The sequence below is a fragment of the Methylocystis sp. H4A genome (genome assembly GCF_015709545.1).
GTDB classification, from domain to species: Bacteria; Pseudomonadota; Alphaproteobacteria; order Rhizobiales; family Beijerinckiaceae; genus Methylocystis; species Methylocystis silviterrae.
In genome coordinates, this window is the sequence record NZ_JADNQY010000028.1 from 887567 (window position 1) to 904906 (window position 17340).

A 17340-nucleotide genomic window follows, 5' to 3' on the forward strand; every position below is an offset into this window, starting at 1 on the left:
TTGCCGGCTCGATTTTTGGAATTCGTTGGCGCCTTCGACCAAGCGAAGGCCGCGCCAAGTTTAGATCTCGGCGGACTCGTAGCTGGTGATTTCCATGCCGACGCAGACTTCGACAATCACGGGAGTCGTCCAGGCCATTTTTTCCTCCGTATTAGGACTCTTTACGGCTCTGCCTGCTTATGTGGCGCATCGCGCCCGCAGGTTTAAGCTCGGCGCAGCATTTAACATGATCGCCGCCGCTTCGCAAATGGGATGCGGCGCACAATATCGGCCGCTGGCGACGACAGCTGAACGCTTCTGTGGAGCCTCGAATGCAAATGACGCAGCCGAACGTCTCGACAGTCGCCGTGACGGCTGATAGGCATAAGCAAAACACGGGAGGAGCCGCCCGGCTCGGCGAGTAGACGCTAAAAAACAAATGGATAGCGTTCACTTCGCCGTTAAGCTTTTGAGCTTGGCCGGGGCAGGTCGCAAATCGGGGTAGGAATGGAGACAGCGACGCTCGACGGCAAGGCGATTGCGCTTGGCGACGCCTATAAACATGCCGCCAAAATTCTCAGAGGGGCGGCCTTTCCGCTCGTCGCCGGCCTCGGCGCCGACGTCGCCGGCGTGCGCGCCGCGATCCTCTTGGCCGAGCGGCTGAAGGGCGCCTTCGACCATCTCGCGTCGCGCGAAACGCTCGCCGATATCGATGTCAAGCGTTCCTTCGGCATGTTCACGACGACGGCGAACGAAGCGCGCCTTCGCGGCGATTGCGTCGTGCTGATCGGCCCGGGGCTGACTCAAGCCTGGCCCGGGATGCTGGAGCGCCTTGCGCTTGCCGAGCCGCCGCGCCGCGGGGCGCAAGCGCAGCAGCCGCGCAAGCTGATTTGGGTCGGGCCGGAAGGCGAGGAAGCGAACGCCGTCCCCGGCGCAAAGGTCATTCCGGCCTCTGTGCAGGAACTTTCCGGCGTGCTGGCGGCGTGGCGCGCCCGCTTCGGCGGACGGCCGGTGGCGCTTGGCGCCGAAAAAGTCGCGCTCATCGACGGCCTCGTAGAGACGCTGCGAAACGCGCGCTTTGGCGTCTTCGTCTGGTCGGCGTCGACGCTCGATCCGCTGGCGATCGAAATGATGCAGGCTTTGGTGATCGAGCTCAACGCCACGACCCGATTCACCGGCGTCCATATCGGCGGCCGCAGCGGCGCTTCGGGCGTGACACAGACGGCGGGCTGGATGACGGGCTTTCCGCCGCGCACGGGCTTTGGCCGTGGTTATCCGGAGCACGACCCGTGGCGCTTCGAAGCCTCGCGGCTCGTCGATAGCGGCGAGGCCGATGCGGCGCTGTGGATTTCCGCCTTTGACGGCGAGAAGCCCGCCTGGTCTCGCCCCGACATCCCGCTCATCACGCTCGCGCCGGCGCATACTTCGCCGTCTCGCGGGCTGTTCATTAAAGTCGGTCAGCCCGGAGTCACGCATGACGCGGTGCTGATGAGTCAGGAAACCGGCGGCATGACGCTGCGCAAAGCCAGCGCGCCGACCGACGCGCCGAGCGTCGCGCAGGCGATCGGCGCCATCATGGCGGAAGTTTCGGAGGGCGCATGGCGCTGACAGTTTTGCGCGGCGGCCATATCGTCGATCCGGCGACCGGCCAGGACGCGATCGGCGACGTGTGGTTCGAGGATGGCCGCATCGTCGAGCGGCCCGAAGGGCGCAGCGCCGATCACGAGATCGATGTCTCCGGCCATATCGTTATGGCCGGCGCAATCGATATCCATTCGCACATCGCCGGCGGCAATGTGAACACGGCGCGACTGCTGCTGCCGGAGCTGCATCGCGCGATTCGCGCGCGGCTCGCCGACACGCCGCTGTCGACGGCCAAATGGTCGAGCTACGAGACCGGCCGTCTCTACGCGCAGATGGGCTTCACCACGGTCGTCGAGCCGGCGATGGCGCCGCATCACGCGCTGCAGACCCATCTCGAATTCAACGACGTGCCGATCATCGACAAGGGCGCGCTCACCGTGCTCGGCAACGACGACTTTCTGCTCGGCATGTTGCGCGACGGCGAGACCGACGGCGCGATCAACGATTATGTCGCGCAGACCGTCGAGAACACCCGTTCGCTCGGACTGAAGTGCATCAATCCCGGCGGGGTCGAGGCCTTCAAGGAGAACATGCGCGCCTTCGGGCTTGACGACGTCGTGCCTTTTTACGGGCTGACGTCGCGCCAGATTTTCCAGGCGCTGCAGAAGTCGACTCAGGCGGTGGGCATCGCCCATCCGCTGCATCTGCACATGAACAATCTCGGGCTCGCCGGCAATATCGACACGGCGCTCGCCACGATCGACGCGGCGCAGGGGCTGCCGCTGCATCTCGCCCATGTGCAGTTCTACGCCTATGGCAAGGAAGGCAAGAACGGCTTCTCGTCGGCCGGCGCGGTCTTCGCCGAGAAGATCAACGCCAATAAGAATGTGAGCGTCGACGTCGGCCAAGTGATGTTTTCGGACACGGTGACGATCTCGTCCGACGTTCTGAAGCAGTTCAACAGCCTGCCCGGCGCGATCCCCAAGAAGGGCGCGATCTTCGACGGCGACGCCAATGGCGGCGGCATCGTTCCTTACGCCTATAAGATTTCGAACTACTACAACGCCATCCAATGGGCGGCGGGCCTCGAGCTCTTCCTGCTCATTGACAATCCCGAGCAGGTGTTCTTCACCACCGACCATCCGAACGGCGGTCCCTTCACGACCTATCCGGAACTCTTTGCGCTGCTGATGAGCGCCGACCTTCGCGCGCAGCATCTTGCGCGCCTTCCGGCCGAGGTGCTGGAGCACACGACGCTGCCGTCGATTTCGCGCGAATACACGCTTTACGAGATCGCGCAGATGAGCCGCTCCGGCGCCGCGAAGCTCTTTGGCTTTGTCGATCGCGGCCGGCTCAGTCCAGGCGCCGTCGCCGACATCGCCGTTTATAAGCCCGGACGCGACGTCGCCGGCATGTTCCGGCGCGCGGCCCTCGTCTTCAAGGACGGCGCCCTCGTCGTGCGCGATGGCCAAGTCTCGCATTACACGCACGGCAAGACGCTGCATATTCGCCCGCGCTACGATCAGCAGATTACGAAGCGTCTCGATTCATACTACGACGACCTTTACGGCCTGCCGCGCAGCATTTTCGACGTGCCTGACGCCGCGCTGCCGCACAAGGACGCCTTTGCGGAGGTTCCATGCCGGATATAATTCGCAACGGCGTGACGATAGACGACAATTTCGCCGAAGCCTTCCCGATGAGCGGGACGGGCATTCTGATCACCGCGCCGAACGCCAAATGGGCGCGGCAGGCGGCGCTGACGATGACGGGTTTTGCAACGTCGGTCATCGGCTGCGGCTGCGAGGCCGGAATCGATCGCGAAGTGCCGCCCGAAGAAACGCCGGACGGACGTCCGGGCGTTCGCGCGCTGCTCTTCGCCATGTCATCGAAGGATGCCGAGAAGCAGCTCGTCAACCGACTCGGCCAATGCGTGCTGACGTGCCCGGGCTCCGCGGTCTATTCGACGGTCCCCGGCGAATTCGAGATCAAGGTCGGCGACGCGCTGCGCCAGTTCGGCGACAAGTGGCAGATGTCCAAGGTCGTCGACGACCGGCGCTACTGGCGCGTGCCCGTCATGGACGGAGAGTTTTTCTGCGAAGGTAAGGTCGGCCTGACCAAGAAATCCGTGGGTGGCGGCAATCTTTTGATTATGGGCGCGGACTGGGACAAGACCATGCGCGCGACCGAGGCCGCCGTCTCGGCGATCGACGGCGTCGCCGACGCCATTGCGCCGTTCCCCGGCGGCATCGTGCGCTCGGGCTCAAAGGTCGGTTCGAAATACAAGGGCATGAGCGCGTCGACCAATGACGCTTATTGCCCGACATTGCGGGGCGTCACCAAAAGCGAGCTCGACGCGGATATCGGCTGCGTGCTCGAAATCGTCATCGACGGCTTGACCGACAACGCCGTTCGCGAGGCGATGCGCGCGGGGCTTCACGCCATCATCGACATGGGGCCGGAGCAGGGCGCCAAGCGCGTCGGCGCCGGCAATTACGGCGGTAAGCTCGGACCGTTTCACTATCATCTGAAGGAATTGCTGCCGTGAAGCCCTTTACCTTCACGCTTCGCCAGGAGCCGCCGCAGCGTGTCGATCTCTCGGCGCTGACGCCCGACCGCCTTGCGGGAAAATCCGTCGCGCAGATCGAAGCGATCGAGATCGGCGTGACGCGCATTTCGACGAAAGTCGGCGACCTCTTCAAAGTTTCGGAAGGCGATCTGAAGACTGTTCGCTATGAGGGCGGCTCGGCGCGCTTCGATTGTCTCGGCGCGAAGCTTCTGCCTGGCTTTGCGATTCATGTCGAAGGCGACGTCGGGGCGCAGTGCGGCCGTCTCGCCAAGGGCGGCAGGATCACCGTCGCCGGAAACGCCGGCCCGCATGCAGCTTCCGGCAACCTTGGCGCCGAGATGGAGATCAAAGGCGACGTCGGTGATTTCCTCGCCGGTCCGCTCGCGGGCGAACTCGCCGGCATGGCTGGCGGGCGCGTCATCGTGCGCGGCAAGGCGGGCGCACGCGCCGGCGACCGGCTGCGTCGCGGCATTCTCGTCATCGAGGGTGACGCCGGCGAAGATCTCGGCGCACGCGTCATCGCCGGCACGATCCTGGTTTTGGGCGAGGCCAAGGGGCGCGTCGGCTATCTCAACAAACGCGGCTCGATTGTCCTTGCGCACGGCGGCTGCTTCGGTTCGACCTATGTCGACTGCGGCGCGCATGAGCTTACTTTCGCAAGGCTTTTCGCACGCTCTCTCAGGGATCATAGCACCCCCGCCGCCGATCTCCTGTCGCGCAAGCTGCGCCGCTATGGCGGCGACACGGCGGTCTTTGGCAAGGGCGAGATATTGACCGCCGACTGACGGGCATTACCCTTGCTAGAAAGCGAAACGCCCTCGAGCGGGCGCTGAGCAAGGAGATTGCGATGATTTTCGTCGAACTCATCCTTACTGTCTGCACGCTGGCGCAGCCCGCCGCCTGCGACGAGCGCAAGCTCGTCCTCGAATCGACCACGGGCTCGACCAGCAATTGCGTGATGCAGGCGATGCCATATATCGCTCAATGGTGCGGCGAACACCCGCAACTGACGGTTACGAAGTGGCGTTGCGCGCGGCCGGGAGCGGAAGGCGACAAGATCTGATCGCGCCCTTCGGGCGCGGTCGGTTCCATGGCGAATGAATCGAAAAGACGATCGGCCGGCGCCCTTTGCGGCGCCTTACGCGCCCCCCGACGAGAGCTTCGCTGAAGCCTTTCTCGGTTCGCGTCCGGATGCTGCGACACAACGGGTCGTAGAAGAAGCTGCGCTGACGCTCGTGCGCGGCATTCGCGCACAACGCGATCCGCTTGGCGGCGTCGAAGATTTCCTCCACGAATTCTCCCTCTCCTCGCGGGAGGGTCTGGCGGTTATGGCGCTCGCCGAAGCGCTGCTGCGCGTGCCCGACGATGCGACCGCCGATCAACTCCTTACGGATAAGCTCGCCGAGGGCGATTTCTCCCATCACGAGATATCGAGCGACGCGCTGCTCATTCAGGCCTGCGCCTTCGCGCTGGGATTTTCGGCGCGCATCGTCGACGTCACGGAGCCGCGCGGGCTCGTCGCCGACATTGCCCGGCGTCTCGGCCTGCCGGCGCTGCGCGCCGCCGCGCGTCAGGCGATGCGGCTGATGGGCGCGCATTTCGTCTTTGGCGAAACCATCGAAGCGGCGATCAGACGGGAGCAGGGACGGCGCGAGCGGTTCTCTTATGACATGCTCGGCGAGGGCGCGCGGACGGCGGAAGACGCCGAGCGCTATTTTGAGGCCTACGCCCACGCCATTCGAGCCATCGGCGACTCGGCCGGAAGCTCCGGGCTCCCTGTGCGCCCTGGAATTTCGATCAAGCTTTCGGCGCTGCATCCGCGCTATGAGGCGATTTCGCGCGAACGCGTATTGCGGGAATTGCCGCCGCGGTTGCTCGATCTGGCGCGCCTCGCCAAGGAGCGTGATCTCGTTTTCACCATCGATGCTGAGGAGGCGGATCGACTCGAACTTTCGCTGGACGTGATCGCACGCGTCGTCGAAGACCCGTCGCTTTCCGGCTGGGACGGATTCGGGCTCGCGGTGCAGGCCTATCTGAAGCGCGCGATGGCCGCGATCGACTATGTCGCCTCGCTCGCGGAAGCGAACCATCGGCGCTTCATGCTTCGTCTCGTCAAGGGCGCCTATTGGGACAGCGAAATCAAGCGCGCGCAGGAGCGCGGTCTCGCCGATTATCCCGTGTTCACGCGCAAGGCGATGACCGATCTCAATTTCGACGCCTGCGCGGCGCGGCTCTTCGCCCAATCACATCTCTTCCCGCAAATCGCCACGCATAACGCTCGGAGCGTCGCCGCAGTTCTAACGCTGGCGGGCGGGCGGCGCGACTTCGAGTTTCAGCGCCTGCACGGCATGGGCGAGTCGCTCTATGAGTCGCTGGCCGAAATGAGTGACGTCGCCGTTCGAATCTATGCGCCGGTCGGCCCGCACCGCGATCTTCTCGCCTATCTCGTGCGGCGCTTGATCGAGAACGGCGCCAACTCCTCTTTCGTTGCGCGCGCCGCCGATCCCGAGACGCCGGAGCGCGCGCTCGTCGCGGACCCTTATGAAGCGCTCGGCGCGCCAAATCGTGCGCGTCATCCGCGCCTTCCGCCGCCAAGCGAGATTTACCTGCCGCAACGCGCCAATTCGAAAGGCGTGGAATTTGGCGATCGGACTGCGCTTGCGGCGCTGATCGACGAGACGCGCGCGCCTTTTCCGCCGCCAGATGCACGACCGAGCGTCGAATTGCGGGCTGCGGCGCGCCCGGTCCTGTCGCCGATCGACGGCGCCGTCGTCGGTCAGGTCGTCGAAGCGGATGAAGCTGCGGCGCATGCTGCGGTCGCGACGGCGGCGCGCGCCTTCCCGGAATGGTCCAGGACTCCGTTCGAGGCGCGGGCGCGGATGATCGAACGCGCGGCCGATCTCATTGAGGCGCGACGCGGCCCATTGATCGCCTTGTTGCAAAGCGAGGGCGGCAAGACTCTCGACGATGCGCTCGCCGAGGTGCGCGAGGCGGCCGATCTTTGCCGCTACTACGCCGGTCAAGCGCGAATTCTCTGCGCCGACATGCCGCTGCCGGGCCCGACGGGTGAAGCCAATGTCCTGCGCCGGCACGGACGCGGCGTCTTTATTTGCATTTCGCCCTGGAATTTCCCGCTCGCGATTTTCATCGGCCAGGTCGCAGCGGCGCTGGTCGCGGGAAATTGCGTCGTCGCCAAGCCCGCCGAGCAGACGCCGCTCGTCGCCGCCATGGCGATCGCACTCCTGCGCGAATCCGGCGTTCCGAAGGACGCGCTGCTCTTTGCGCCGGGCGACGGCGCGATCGGCGCCGCGCTTGTCGCCGATCCGCTGACCGCCGGCGTCGTTTTTACCGGCTCGGTCGAAGTTGCGCAGCGGATCAATCGCACGCTCGCCGAGCGAGATGGCGCGATCGCGCCGCTCATCGCCGAAACCGGCGGGATCAATGCGATGATCGTCGATTCGACGGCGCTGATCGAACAGGTCGTCGACGACGTCATGACGTCAGCCTTCCGATCGGCCGGCCAGCGGTGTTCAGCATTGCGGCTCTTGTGCCTGCAAGAGGAGATCGCGCCCGTCTGTCTCGAAACGCTGATCGGCGCTGCGCGCGAGTTGCGGGTCGGCGATCCGCGCGAGATCGGCACGCATGTCGGCCCGGCGATTGACGCCGAGGCGAAGGACAAACTCGACGCCTATGTTTCGCGTCAGCGCGCAGCCGGGCGAATTCTTTACGCTGGCGTTGCGCCATCGACGGGAACTTTCGTCGCGCCGCATATCGTCAGACTCGATCGCGTCGAGGATTTGCAGGAAGAGATCTTCGGACCCGTCCTGCATGTGGCGACGTGGCGGTCCGAGCGTCTGTCGCAACTGCTCACGGACATCGAAGCCAGCGGATATGGCCTCACGCTCGGCATGCATACGCGCATCGAACAGCGCATTCGCGCGTTGTCGCGCCAAGCGCCGGCCGGCAATATCTACGTCAATCGCAACATGATCGGCGCGGTCGTCGGCAGTCAGCCTTTCGGCGGATTCGGCTTGAGCGGCACCGGCCCCAAGGCCGGCGGGCCGGATTATCTCCTGCGCTTCCTTCTTGAGACGACGCTGACGATCAACACCGCGTCTTCGGGGGGCGACGCGGGACTGTTGTCGCTCGGAGACTCCGACGAGCTTGATCGCGACAAATTGGCGCAAACACGCCCGTTGAAGTCACACCTCTGACGCTCCACTTCACTAGCGTTTCCACATCGATCGTCAGCGCCATCGTTGCTGAATTTTCGGTTGCTTGGCGATCGTCCGTAAGGAGGGAGATCAGCATGGCCGAACAAAGCAAGCTGCCAGCGTCACGAGAGTCCACGCAGGGCGGCGTTTTCGATTGGCATCCTTTGGAATCCGTCCGGCGCCAGTTCGATCGGCTCTTTGACGACTTTCCGTCGCGTAGAGGACTCGCCGACTTTCAACCGTTCGATCGTCTGATGTCGCAGCTGCCGGCGACGCCGCCGGTCGATTTCGTCGAGAAGGACGGTGGATACGAGATCACCGCCGAACTGCCGGGGCTCGATGAAAAGAGCGTCGATGTGAAGCTTTCGAACGGCGTCTTGTCGATTTCCGGCGAGAAGAGCGAAGAGAAGGAAGAAAAGAAGGAGGGCTATTACTGTTCGGAGCGCCGATACGGCTCCTTCCGCCGCGCCTTCAGGGTTCCCGAAGGAGTCGACGCGGAGAAAATCACCGCGGACTTCGAAAAGGGCGTGCTGAAAATCAAGCTGCCGAAAACGCCGGAATCCAAGCAGGAAGAAAAGAAGATCGAGATTGCCGCCAAGTAGCGCCGCGTTAGACGCGGCGCTCAAGCGCAGCCTCTAAGATCGCAGGCCGGCGCGTCCGTGCGGAGCGCCGGCGACTTCGGGCTTGTGCGCCGGCCGTCGCATCAGGCGCGGCAGAACGAGATGCGGCAACACGCCCTCGCGAATGACAGCCCGCCGCAGCGGCCCGAGCGCCGCCATGGCGATGAAGCTTGCGCCGCGCAGCAAATCCACCGGCAGATAGGGAATGATAAGCGACCGGTTGAGCAGGTCGACGCCATGCGTTCTGAAGCCGATGTCGGCGCGCCGGTGACGGTCGTAGCGCGCCAGCGCCCGCGACAGTTCGCGCGGATTCTTGAGATCGACGCTGGCGAGACAATCCTCGAGATCGGCCACGTCGCGCAGACTTAAGTTTAGTCCTTGCGCGCCGATCGGCGGAAAAATGTGACATGTCTCGCCAACCAGCGCGAGGCGGCCCGTGGCATGCTTCGACACCTGCATGCCGCCCATGCGGAACTGCCCGATGTCGCCTTCAATGCGCATCGCGCCCAGTTCCGACTTGGCGAAATCCTCGATTTCATATTCGAGGTCTTCGCGCGGCTTCGCGAGGCGCCGCCGCGCGTCGGCGACGCTCATCAGCCAGACGAGGCTCGAACGATTCGGCGCATCCTCGCGCGCGGGCAGCGGCACCAGCGTGAAAGGGCCCGAGCGCGTGTGATATTCCGTCGAGACGTTTTCGTGCGGGAACTCGTGGCGCAGCATCATCGTGAGCGCGATCTGCGGATAGGTCCACTCCTTCACGTCGATGCCGGCGACCGCGCGGGCGCGGCTGTTGCGCCCGTCCGCCGCAACGATGAAGTCCGCCTGGAGCCGGCGTCCGTCTGCGAGAATGGCGACGGCGCCGTCGCTGTTGAATTCATAATCCGCGATGTCGGCGTCGACGAACGCGATTTCGGAGCGGCCGCGACAAAGATCCAGCAGGATCGCGACGAGGTCGTCGTTCGACACATTGACGCCGAGCGCCGGCAGACCGATCTCGCGCGCCCGCAGGCTGAGTTCCGGCACCGGCAGAAACTGATCGGTGTCGTCGATCATGTGGATCGCTTCGACGGCGCAGCCGCGCGCTCTGACGCGCTCCAGCGCGCCGAGCGCATCGAGAAATCGGACGGACGCTTCGAACAAGGCGACCGTGCGTCCCGGCAGCGGCGGCGGAATGCGACCGGCGAGGGTCGTTTTCAATCCCGCACGCGCGAAGGCCAGCGCGGCTGCAAGGCCGGTCGCCCCGGCGCCGGCGACGAGAATTTCCGATCTGATGTTTTCGTGCGCCGCTGTCATCTCATCCGTCTCCTTCGCTTGTTATAGCGGGAGACTCTTCGGAGCGCGAGCAGGACCGGCGCGAGCAGGATGGCTTTGGCTCGGCGCGGGGGCGGTGCTAGGCTGACGTCCCGCTTCTCCAGTCGCCGCGCCTCGTGACGTCTTCTCGCCTCATCGGCCTTTCTGTCCACCTGTTCACGGCGAGCGGCGCGGCGCTCGGCCTGATCGCGCTGTTCCTCGCGGCGGACGGCCACTTTGCCGCGATGTTCGCCTGGCTTGGCGCGGCGCTCGTCGTCGACGCCGTCGACGGAACGCTGGCGCGGCATTTCAGAGTGACTGAAACGGCGCCCTTCATCGACGGCGTCGCGCTCGACCTCGTCGTCGACTTTCTCAACTATGTGGTCACGCCGCTTGTGGCGCTGTGGCGCTCCGGCCTCTTGGATCCGGCGGTCGCCGCGCCCGTTTGCGCCGCGGTCTGCGCCTGTTCGGCGCTCTATTTCGCGGATCGGCGAATGAAAACGGCGGACTACTGGTTTCGCGGATTTCCGTCGCTGTGGAACATCGTGGTCTTCTATCTTCTCGTGCTGCGGCCGCCGGCCGCCGCGAGTCTCATGCTGGTTCTCGTGACGGCGGCCTTCATGTTCGTTCCGGTCGCCTTTGTTCATCCGCTGCGCGTTAAGCGGCTACGACTGGTAACGCTCTTCGTCACCGGCGTCTGGGGCGCGGCGGCGATCGCGGCGGTCGCACAGGATCTTGCGGCGGCCTCGTTCTTCGTAAAGGCGGCTCTGGTCGTGACGGGGTGCTATTTTCTCGCTTTGCCGCTTTTTCGCGAGGGCGGCGCGATCGCGAAAGGGGAGGACGATGGTTAAGGCGATTCGCGTGCATCAACCCGGCGGGCCGGATGCGCTCGTCATGGAAGACGTCGATCTGCCGGCTCCGACCGCCGACGACGTGCAAATCCGCCACGCCGCTATTGGCGTCAATTTCATAGACGTCTACCGCCGTACTGGCGCTTATCCCGCGGAATATCCGTTTATCCCGGGACATGAAGGCGCCGGCAAGGTGATCTCCGTCGGCGAGAACGTGAAGAACTTCAAGGTCGGGGATCGGGTCGCTTATGTCGGCGCGCTTGGCGGCTATTCGGAAGCGCGCAACATCGCCGCCGGCTCAGTAGTCCATCTGCCGAAATCCTTCAGCTACGAGCAGGGCGCGGTGATGATGCTGAAAGGGCTGACGGCGCAATATCTGCTGCGCAGGACGTTCAAGGTGGAGAAAGATCATCGCGTTCTCGTCCATGCCGGCGCCGGCGGCGTTGGGCAGATCCTTTGCCAATGGGCGAACGCGCTCGGGGCGAAGGTCATCGCGACGGTTGGCTCCCCTGAGAAGGCCAAGATCGCAGAAGACGCGGGCGCCAAGCATACGATTCTTTATCGCGAGGAGAACTTCGTCGAGCGCGTGCGCGACATCACCAAAGGCAAGTTCTGCGATGTCGTCTATGACGGCGTCGGGCGCGCGACGTTCCCGGCTTCGCTAGATTGCCTGAAGCCGTTCGGCATGTTCGTAAGTTTTGGCTCAGCCTCCGGTCCGATCGCGGCGTTCGACCTCGGCCTTCTGGCGCTGAAAGGATCGCTCTATGCGACCCGTCCCTCGCTCTTCACCCATATCGCCCGCCGGCGCGACTATGAGGAGATGATGGATGATTTCGTCCATGCGGTGAAGCGGGGCTTCGTGACTCTCGCCGAGCCCGCGCGGTATCCGCTCGCCGACGCCGCCAAGGTGCACGCCGCGCTCGAATCACGCGCCACCAGCGGCTCCATGGTTCTAATTCCATGATTTCGCCATAAAGGGACCGGCGAAAGCAGGGCTCTGGCGACAAACTTGACTTGTGTTGCAATTTAAGCACTGGGCCGACGGATGCGCTTCGCAACGCTTTGTTAGCTTAGCCGAATCGGGCGCCGTCCGCGCGCCTCTCGCGGCACGCGTTCAGCAGTTTTTCCCCGCTTTTCGCGCCGTCGACTGGCGAGTCGACAATTTCTTCCTACGCTTTTGGCGCAAATCGATTATGCTTTCCATGTTCCGGCTTTGAGGTTCCTCCCGCCTCTCGATTAGCCCGAACCGCCTTCCAAAGCCCGGCGCTTGAGCCGGGCTTTTTTCTTAGCCCCTCCCGACAACCCCCCAGTTTCTATTGCAATTTTTCGGCAAGAGCCCCATCCTTGTGTCGCGGCCGGCTCTCTTACGGGCGTGGGGCCGCGAAGCATGAGGGTTGCAACGCTGTCGACAGGTGTTCATCCGGGGGCGGCTCGTGGTCCGCTCCGACCGGAAATTGGCGCAAGCGCCCAATTGGCCGGCTCAATCGTGCAAAAGGTTCTCGCCAGCCTGGACGAAACCAAGGCCGAGGACATCGTCTCCATCGATCTGCGCGGAAAAACGGCGCTCGCCGATGACATGGTCATCGCGACGGGCCGTTCGACCGTGCATGTCGGCGCCATCGCCGACAAGGCGATCAAGGCCCTCAAGGCCGCGGGCGTCGTTGCCCCGCGCGTCGAAGGCCTGTCCCAGTGCGACTGGGTGCTGATCGACGCCGGCGACGTCATCGTCCACATCTTCCGTCCCGAGGTGCGCCAGTTCTACAATCTCGAAAAGATGTGGGGCGGCGACCGACCGGTGGAGATTCGCCTGGTCTGACGGGAGCGGACGCAAGCGCCCCTTGGGATCGCTTGTACCCTCTGGTCTCGCCTGGCGTCGGATGAAACTGGGACTGATCTGCGTCGGCCGCCTGAAGGCGGGTCCCGAGCGAGAGCTTTTCGCGCGCTATGCCGAGCGCATCCGCGCCTTGCGGCGGCTGGGCCTCGAAGGTCTCGAACTCAAGGAAATCGACGAGAGCAAGGCCGCCGGAGCCGAGCGGGCGTCGCGCGAAGCGATGGAACTGCTTGCGGCGCTGCCCGCTGAATCGCGGCTTGCGGCGTTTGACGAACGGGGCAGGGCGGAGACGAGCGCAGCCTTCGCGCAATTCATCGCCTCAGAACGCGACAGGGGCTGCAAGGCGCTGTGGTTTGCAATTGGCGGCGCCGAAGGGCTCGACGAGAGCGTTCGCGCGCGAGCAACGGCCGTCTTCTCCTTCGGCGCAATGACGCTGCCGCATCAGCTGGCGCGCATTCTCGCGGCGGAGCAGATTTACCGGGCGATGACGATCTTGTCGGGGCACCCGTATCATCGGCAATAAGATGGCTGCCGTATCCCCCCGCGAAGCGGTTACCCTATCGACTCCTCGACAACCGGCAGTCCTGACACGTCCTGCGCATGTTGGGACAAGTCGTAGCTCAAAGTGGTGACCTCAGGGCATCGTTTGCACGCCGCTTCGCCCTCCTGAGCATGCCAGCGGCATTCCTTTCGGATAGCGCATGGCGGCAAACTGTCGACTGCAGTGGGCAGCATTTTCACGACTCGCGTCGCCAACTGGCAATCTGCGCCGTCGAAGTGCGGACATTTATGCTCAGCGCATGTCGCCGCGAGTCGAAATACTTCGGTCGGCTTTAAAGGGGCGGACAGGGCAAGGACCTCGGGCGTCGCAGGAAGCCGCTCGTTCAGATATTGGACGACGGGACTCGGCCCGTCCTGCTGAACGACGCCCAAGACCATCGCTCGATCCATGCCGGGCTGCGCGCTCGGACAAAGTTTCGACATGGGCTTAGATCCAGCTATTTTTGTTCAAACTGAAGAATTTCAGGGGGAACGGGAATGCCGACAATGATGTGGCGACCAATGGAATAGACCGCGCCGCCCTGTTCGCCCGCGAACGCTCCCAGATGGCCTGCGATGTCGTTGGCAAGCGCCTGCGTCTCGCCAAGCGTCACTTGTGAAGCGATCAACTCTGGAACGGGAATGCCGCGAATTAAATAAGACACCGAAACGGCGTCAGGAACCTCCAATTTGAATTTTGGATGTTTCGCGCTCGCGGCCTTCACGGCGGCCTGAACGGATTCAGTGAACTTGCTTATGGAAATGGAAACGGGCTTTTTCATTCTGAAACCCCTGCTTATTGAAACTTATCGGGCAAATTCGACAAGGCAAAAAAGATCGCCCCTCGACAGCCAAGCTGTCAGCAATGCAATCTTCGGCGCCAAGCTAAACTGGCTGCACGCTAAATTGAATGTACCTTTCGATACATGCGCGCGCTTTTTTCGATATACGCGCGACGCTTCCCTCCGCTGTTTCGTTCACGTCGAGTTTCGCGAAAATTCTTATAGAGGCTCGCGCTCCTAATGCACGGTACGCCCGTGCATCTCGCAGCCCAGCCCGGCGGCGCGCGCCGCCTCCTGAACCTTGTTGCCGGCCTTTTTGACCTTGTCGAAATCGCCGCGCAGCGCCTTGAGCGCGTTGCGCTCCTGACCGATTTCCTCGGCCGTTCGGAACGACATTCGACGCAGGAGAGGCAGAGGCGGGCACCAGCCCTGCAGCGCGTGCTGGAAAAGGAAGCCGCTCACCAGAACCGGCAGCGCCAGCCAGCGGCGATCTGACGTTAAGCCGAGCGCAAGCCCAACGAGCGCCAAAGAGGAGGCGTTGGCTTCGAGCGCCCGCTCAATGTCCCACTCCCGATCAAGCTCCTCCAGACGTTCGTCGATCTTCTCCGGGTGTTTGGCGAAGTATGACAGCCGCGCCTGCGTTTCGTTGCGAATGGCGCGATTGATGTCCTCATCGGTGTTTTGTGCAACGCGAGCGACCGTGGTCGGCATGCATCTACCTCCCCTTATTTGTTTCCAACCGAAAAGACCGCTCGAAGTTCCTGCTTGCGGGCCGGTTGGCCGGGCCTTTACCGACCCGGCGGCATGCGCTAAACCCCGGCGGTAACGAGCCCCGGCGTTACCGCGCGGGGCTTTTTCTGTTTGGAGATCGAGATACGGCCATGGCGAATGTGGCGGTGGTCGGCGCCCAGTGGGGCGACGAGGGCAAGGGCAAAATCGTCGACTGGCTGTCGCTGGAGGCCGACGTCGTCGTGCGCTTTCAGGGCGGCCATAACGCCGGGCACACGCTCGTCATCGATGGCGTGACCTATAAGCTGGCGCTGCTGCCCTCGGGCATCGTGCGGCCCGGCAAGCTTTCCGTCATCGGCAATGGCGTCGTCGTCGACCCGCATTTTCTCGTCGGCGAGATCGACCGGCTGCGCGAGCAGGGCGTCGAGATTTCGCCGATGAATCTCAAGATCGCGGAAAACGCGCCGCTGATCCTCTCGCTGCATCGCGAGCTTGACGCGCATCGCGAGGACGCGGGCGGCGGCGCCAAGATCGGCACGACGAAGCGCGGCATCGGACCCGCCTATGAGGACAAAGTCGGGCGCCGTTCGATTCGGCTCATGGATCTCGCCGAGCCGGATCTGCTCGACGACAAGATCGCGCGCGTGCTCGCGCATCACGATCCGCTGCGGCGCGGCCTGGGCCTGCCCCAGGTCGACCCCGCGGCGCTGCGCGAGGAACTCCTCTCCGTCGCGCCGCGCATCCTGCCGTTCATGGACGCGGTGTGGGAACTGCTCGAGGACAATCGCCGTGCCGGAAAGCGCATCCTCTTCGAGGGCGCGCAGGGCGTGCTGCTCGACGTCGACCACGGCACCTATCCTTACGTGACATCGTCCAACACCGTCGCCGCGTCGGCGGCGAGCGGTTCGGGACTTGGCCCCGGCGCGATCGGCTATGTGCTCGGCATCGCCAAGGCCTATACGACGCGCGTCGGCGGCGGCCCGTTTCCGACCGAGCTTCATGACGAGATCGGCCAGTTGATCGGCGATCGCGGCCGCGAATTCGGCACCAACACCGGACGGCGGCGCCGATGCGGCTGGTTCGACGCCGTGCTCACTCGTCAGGCGGTGAAGACGTCGGGCATCAATGGCGTCGCGCTAACGAAGCTCGACATTCTCGATGGTTTCGACGAGATCAAAATCTGCACGCATTACATGCTCGACGATAAGCGCATCGAGCGCTTGCCGGCCTCGCAGGCGGCGCAGGCGCGCGTGCAGCCGGTCTATGAAAGCTTCCCCGGCTGGAAGGAATCGACGAGCGGCGCGCGCTCCTGGGCGCATCTGCCGGCGCAGGCGATCAAATATGTCCGTCGCATCGAGGAGCTGATCGAGGCGCCGGTCGCTCTGCTCTCGACGAGTCCCGAACGCGACGACACGATCCTCGTACACAATCCGTTTCAGGATTGAGCATACCCCCCCTTGAGGGGAGGGTTCGACCTGGATCATGCCTTTCCCTTCCGTCATCGGCGCAACCGAAGATCTAATCTCGTGAGCGGTCAGCATCATTGGTTTTCGCGTAAGCGGCGCAGGCGTTGCTTGTATGCCACACGCGTCCCACACCCTGAGCGCCGCGCCTAAGCGCCGGCTGGATCGATGATTTTAGCGTCTCCTTTTGTTTGCCGTAATTATGTATTTGAGGTAGATGCCTGAGCAATAAGGTTTCCGTCTGCTTGCGTCTTAAAGCCTAGACTTTGCGCTTCGGGAAGGGTGTAGGATGAATGCGAATAATGCTAAGCTTTTGACGGACAGCCGAGCGTGCGCATTCTTTGAAGACGCCGCGAATAAGCTTCGCACCCATTTCGAGCGCCAAGTGCTCGCGGCGCTGCCGGATTTTGCGCGCCGAGCGCTTGAAAGCGAGTTGAACGCATTCTCCAAATTGTCGGGCGCTGATCCTGTGCCGCCACTGGCGGAAGTCTCGTTCATGCGCGCGGAACAATGCGCCCATGACTTGCTGAGCATGAATTACGAAGGCGCCGCCCATTCATTTTTCCGGCGCTGTGTCAGCGAAGCGTCGGCGGAGATTGCTGCGGCGGTGATCGCCGCATCGGGGCAGGGCGGAAATATCGTGATTTTTCCGATGCCTTCCAGCAGAGTGGCCGTTGGCCGCACGCTTTAGCTCGAGTCAATCCGCCCACTGCTGTAAAATTCTTCCACGAGCTACCGTCTGTATCAGGCGAACCTGCGTCTGAGCCCACTTGAACGTTAGGTCAGTCAGCGCTCTGAAGCGAGCCAGCATCATTGGCGCGGAGCCCTTGTTACGGCCGACGCGCCGCCGTACGAACGGCTGGCGGCGGGAGCTACGTGTGGAGAGCG

At 63.6% G+C, this 17340-nt stretch carries 16 protein-coding genes; 13 read left to right on the top strand and 3 right to left on the bottom strand.

Annotated features, from left to right (window positions below; genetic code table 11):
* The first annotated feature begins 486 nt into the window (after nucleotides 1-486).
* The 7 genes from IYW40_RS20855 to IYW40_RS20885 all read left to right on the top strand — a co-directional run bounded on the left by IYW40_RS20855 (nucleotide 487) and on the right by IYW40_RS20885 (nucleotide 8948).
* A complete protein-coding gene (locus tag IYW40_RS20855; protein WP_196402115.1) occupies nucleotides 487-1587 on the top strand; it encodes a formylmethanofuran dehydrogenase in 1101 nt (366 codons plus the stop codon).
* Complete coding sequence (locus IYW40_RS20860) at nucleotides 1578-3215, top strand: formylmethanofuran dehydrogenase subunit A (RefSeq protein WP_196402116.1); 1638 nt, start codon at nucleotides 1578-1580, stop codon at nucleotides 3213-3215. Before IYW40_RS20855 ends, IYW40_RS20860 begins: the two co-directional genes overlap by 10 nt.
* Nucleotides 3203-4111 (top strand): formylmethanofuran--tetrahydromethanopterin N-formyltransferase, encoded by a 909-nt coding sequence (gene fhcD / locus IYW40_RS20865; RefSeq protein ID WP_196402117.1) that lies wholly within the window; start codon nucleotides 3203-3205, stop codon nucleotides 4109-4111. The genes IYW40_RS20860 and fhcD overlap by 13 nt, the downstream gene beginning before the upstream one ends.
* Nucleotides 4108-4917 (top strand): formylmethanofuran dehydrogenase subunit C, encoded by an 810-nt coding sequence (locus tag IYW40_RS20870; protein WP_196402118.1) that lies wholly within the window; start codon nucleotides 4108-4110, stop codon nucleotides 4915-4917. The genes fhcD and IYW40_RS20870 overlap by 4 nt, the downstream gene beginning before the upstream one ends.
* 62 nt (nucleotides 4918-4979) lie before the next feature.
* Nucleotides 4980-5195 (top strand): hypothetical protein, encoded by a 216-nt coding sequence (locus IYW40_RS20875; protein ID WP_196402119.1) that lies wholly within the window; start codon nucleotides 4980-4982, stop codon nucleotides 5193-5195.
* Between the two features lie 34 nt (nucleotides 5196-5229).
* A complete protein-coding gene (putA, locus tag IYW40_RS20880) occupies nucleotides 5230-8346 on the top strand; it encodes a bifunctional proline dehydrogenase/L-glutamate gamma-semialdehyde dehydrogenase PutA (protein ID WP_196402120.1) in 3117 nt (1038 codons plus the stop codon).
* A 95-nt stretch (nucleotides 8347-8441) separates the two neighbouring features.
* A complete protein-coding gene (locus IYW40_RS20885; RefSeq protein WP_196402121.1) occupies nucleotides 8442-8948 on the top strand; it encodes an Hsp20/alpha crystallin family protein in 507 nt (168 codons plus the stop codon).
* 33 nt (nucleotides 8949-8981) lie between these two features.
* On the opposite strand, the gene IYW40_RS20890 is transcribed toward IYW40_RS20885, so the two are convergent.
* The gene (locus IYW40_RS20890) at nucleotides 8982-10259 is read right to left on the bottom strand and encodes an FAD-dependent monooxygenase (RefSeq protein WP_196402122.1); all 1278 of its coding nucleotides are present in this window, start codon (nucleotides 10257-10259) and stop codon (nucleotides 8982-8984) included.
* A 134-nt stretch (nucleotides 10260-10393) separates the two neighbouring features.
* On the opposite strand from IYW40_RS20890, the gene IYW40_RS20895 reads away from it, so the two are divergent.
* The 4 genes from IYW40_RS20895 (at nucleotide 10394) to rlmH (ending at nucleotide 13461) form a co-directional block, all read left to right on the top strand.
* Entirely contained in the window at nucleotides 10394-11107 is a 714-nt protein-coding gene (locus IYW40_RS20895) for a CDP-alcohol phosphatidyltransferase family protein (protein ID WP_196402123.1), read from the top strand.
* Nucleotides 11100-12071 (top strand): quinone oxidoreductase, encoded by a 972-nt coding sequence (locus IYW40_RS20900; protein WP_196402124.1) that lies wholly within the window; start codon nucleotides 11100-11102, stop codon nucleotides 12069-12071. Before IYW40_RS20895 ends, IYW40_RS20900 begins: the two co-directional genes overlap by 8 nt.
* A gap of 507 nt (nucleotides 12072-12578) precedes the next feature.
* Nucleotides 12579-12923, top strand: coding sequence for a ribosome silencing factor (rsfS, locus tag IYW40_RS20905; protein WP_196402125.1), 345 nt, complete (start codon nucleotides 12579-12581; stop codon nucleotides 12921-12923).
* 61 nt (nucleotides 12924-12984) lie between these two features.
* Nucleotides 12985-13461, top strand: a complete 477-nt coding sequence (gene rlmH / locus IYW40_RS20910) for a 23S rRNA (pseudouridine(1915)-N(3))-methyltransferase RlmH (protein WP_196402126.1) — start codon at nucleotides 12985-12987, stop codon at nucleotides 13459-13461.
* A gap of 475 nt (nucleotides 13462-13936) precedes the next feature.
* On the opposite strand, the gene IYW40_RS20915 is transcribed toward rlmH, so the two are convergent.
* Nucleotides 13937-14260 (bottom strand): hypothetical protein, encoded by a 324-nt coding sequence (locus IYW40_RS20915; RefSeq protein ID WP_196402127.1) that lies wholly within the window; start codon nucleotides 14258-14260, stop codon nucleotides 13937-13939.
* Nucleotides 14261-14497: 237 nt separating this feature from the next.
* On the bottom strand, nucleotides 14498-14971 hold the full coding sequence (locus IYW40_RS20920; RefSeq protein WP_196402128.1) for a hypothetical protein: 474 nt from the start codon (nucleotides 14969-14971) through the stop codon (nucleotides 14498-14500).
* A 170-nt stretch (nucleotides 14972-15141) separates the two neighbouring features.
* Between IYW40_RS20920 and IYW40_RS20925 the strand changes: the two genes are divergently transcribed.
* Together IYW40_RS20925 and IYW40_RS20930 are read left to right on the top strand one after the other, a co-directional pair.
* Complete coding sequence (locus tag IYW40_RS20925) at nucleotides 15142-16434, top strand: adenylosuccinate synthase (RefSeq protein ID WP_196402129.1); 1293 nt, start codon at nucleotides 15142-15144, stop codon at nucleotides 16432-16434.
* Nucleotides 16435-16741: 307 nt separating this feature from the next.
* Complete coding sequence (locus IYW40_RS20930; RefSeq protein WP_196402130.1) at nucleotides 16742-17143, top strand: hypothetical protein; 402 nt, start codon at nucleotides 16742-16744, stop codon at nucleotides 17141-17143.
* Nucleotides 17144-17340 lie beyond the last annotated feature (197 nt).